General features: G+C 77.8%; 1 protein-coding gene. It reads right to left on the bottom strand.

The features are described 5' to 3' along the window. Positions 1 to 127: 127 nt before the first annotated feature. Complete coding sequence (locus EEJ42_RS31285) at positions 128 to 874, bottom strand: helical backbone metal receptor (protein ID WP_123105229.1); 747 nt, start codon at positions 872 to 874, stop codon at positions 128 to 130. Positions 875 to 940 lie beyond the last annotated feature (66 nt).

The raw sequence follows: 940 nt of genomic DNA, 5'->3' as shown, positions 1-940 counted from the left end.
GGCGCGCACGGCGCTCGGCCTGGCGCGCGGCACCCTGCTCGCGCCCTGAGCCCGGACCTCACCGCGCCCTGAGCCCGGCCCCCACCGCGCCCCGAGCCCGGCCCTCACCGCGCCCTGAGCCCGGTTCTCACCGCGCCGCCGCCAGCGCCGCGCCCAGCACGGCGGGCGCCTCCGCCAGCGAGGGGCCGTACCAGGTCAGATGGCGGCCGCTGACGAGCGCGGCGGGCAGTCCGGGGAACGCCTCGGGCCCGTCGTCGGCCGTGAAGAGGTACGGCTCGTCCGGCAGAACCACCAGCTCCGCGCCGCACCCCGTCAGCTCGTCGATCGGAATGCGGGGGTAGCGCTCGGGGTGCTCCGCGTAGAGATGCCGTACGCCCAGCCGGGCCAGCAGGTCCCCGGCGAAGGTGTCCCGGCCCAGCACCATCCACGGACGCCGCCATACGGGAACCACGGCCCGCCGCGCCGGCTCGGCGGCCCCGGCGGCCCGGACGTCCGCCCAGGCGGCCTCGGCCTCGTCCAGCCAGCCGGGCCGCGGCAGCCCGCAGCCGCGCACCAGGACCCGGTCCAGCTCGGCGAACGCCTGCTCCAGCGTCCGTACCTCGGTCACCATCACCTCCAGCCCGGCGGCGCGCAGCGCGGCGAGGTCGGGGGCGCGGTTCTCCTCCTCGTTGGCGAGGACGAGGTCCGGGGCGAGGGCCGCGATGCGGGCGGTGTCGGGGTTCTTGGTGCCGCCCACGCGCTCCGCGCCCAGCCCGGGCGGATGGCTGCACCAGTCGGTCACCCCGGTCAGCAGATCGGGCGCGGTGGCGGCGACGGACTCGGTGAGCGAGGGCACGAGGGACACCACGCTCGTTACGCGGGCACGAGTACTCATCGCCCCACCGTACGGCGCAGGCCCCAGCGAACGGCCGCCGCCGCGGGCCGGAGCGATGGGCTCCGG

Source organism: Streptomyces botrytidirepellens (assembly GCF_003721215.1).
Taxonomy (GTDB): domain Bacteria; phylum Actinomycetota; class Actinomycetes; order Streptomycetales; family Streptomycetaceae; genus Streptomyces; species Streptomyces himastatinicus.
Note: the sequence above shows the minus strand (reverse complement) of the source record. Positions and strands in the feature narration are given on the sequence as shown.